The sequence below is a fragment of the Moorena sp. SIO3B2 genome (genome assembly GCF_010692525.1).
GTDB classification, from domain to species: domain Bacteria; phylum Cyanobacteriota; class Cyanobacteriia; order Cyanobacteriales; family Coleofasciculaceae; genus Moorena; species Moorena producens.
Map to the genome: position 1 here is coordinate 1 of NZ_JAAHHE010000900.1, position 1,314 is coordinate 1,314.

The 1,314-nt window shown below is 42.2% G+C and carries 2 protein-coding genes; both read right to left on the reverse strand.

The window, feature by feature from the left end; all coding sequences use genetic code 11:
- Positions 1 to 1,081 (reverse strand): serine/threonine protein kinase (locus F6K38_RS42200; protein WP_287360827.1); only part of this gene is annotated, 1,081 nt, incomplete at its 3' end.
- A gap of 99 nt (positions 1,082 to 1,180) precedes the next feature.
- On the reverse strand, positions 1,181 to 1,314 hold a 134-nt coding region (locus F6K38_RS42205; RefSeq protein ID WP_502709676.1), incomplete at its 5' end, for a type II toxin-antitoxin system HicB family antitoxin.

The window sequence follows — 1,314 nt, forward strand, 5'->3', positions numbered from 1 at the left end:
GTTCAACCGCAGCTTCACCATGGTTTGGCTGATTAGTTAGACATTTTTGATAAGCTTGAACCGCCTCTGCTAACTTTCCTTGCTTAAGTAATCCCCACGCTTTCCTTTGACTGGGAGAAACAAACTTACCTTTGAGGGCATCAATCAGTTCCTCGGCTGTTTGAAATCGCTCCTCTACCTTCATTCTCATTCCAGTTAAGATTACCTGCTCAGTTTGGGGTGTAATCTCAGGAGCTAACTGTCGCGGTGGAATTAACGTTTCTGATCCAGCCCTTTCCGTAGCTTGAGCTGGTAATTCACCAGTGAGTAATTCATACATTGACGCACATAGAGCATAGATGTCTGTAGCTGGCCAACGCTTACTTCGGTAACTGTATTGCTCAAGAGGAGCGTATCCTGGTGACAATGTTGCACTCATTTCACGGGTTTGACCGGCGATGAATTCTTTAGTAGCACCGAAATCAATCAATACAGCTCGATCTTGGTGATCAATTAGAATATTATCAGGTTTAATATCTCTGTGTAATAGTTGATTAGAGTGAACAACTGTTAAGGATTCTGCTACTTTGATAAAATAGCCCTTGAGCTTTTCTTCCGAAAGAACACCTTCTTCTTGTAAGATTTTGGATAAGGACTTTCCAGAGATAAACTCCATGACTAAATAGGCAGTATTATTCTCCTCAAACCAATCATAAACCTGAGCAATATTAGGGTGGTAGCATTTTTGTAAGTAACTGGCTTCTAACTGAAATTTGTGGAGTTGTCGTTGTCGGTCAATCGGAGCAATAGAAGGGGGCCAAGTAATGGTTTTACCCATCCTAGCTGCTTTTTCTGGCCATAGTTCTTTGATGGCAACCTTGGCAGAGTTAGGTAGGTAAATTCCTTGGTAGGTAATGCCAAATCCCCCTTCTCCTAGGACTTTTTCGATCCGATAATGACTCTGCCTCAGGAGTGTGCCAGAAGGCAAATGGTAAGCTGATGAACTAACAGTATCTTCAAACTCAAGAGCCGCACCACAACTAGTGCAGTAGTTGGTACTGCCAGTATTAATATGACCGCATACTATACAGGTAATAGACATTGTAGGTTTCTACAATTTTAGGAAGGCAAGAGGCAAGAGGCAAGAGGCAAGAGGCAAGAGGCAAGAGGCAAGAACTAATCTAGTATATCTCCTGGCTTTTCATAAAACTGTAACTTCCACAATTTTGCTGTTGGGTTCAGGAATATAGGAATTGCTGGCAACTTCTAACCAACCTTCAATGGCATCTTGAAGATTTGCTAAAACCTCTTCCATTGTGTCTCCCTCAGTAATGC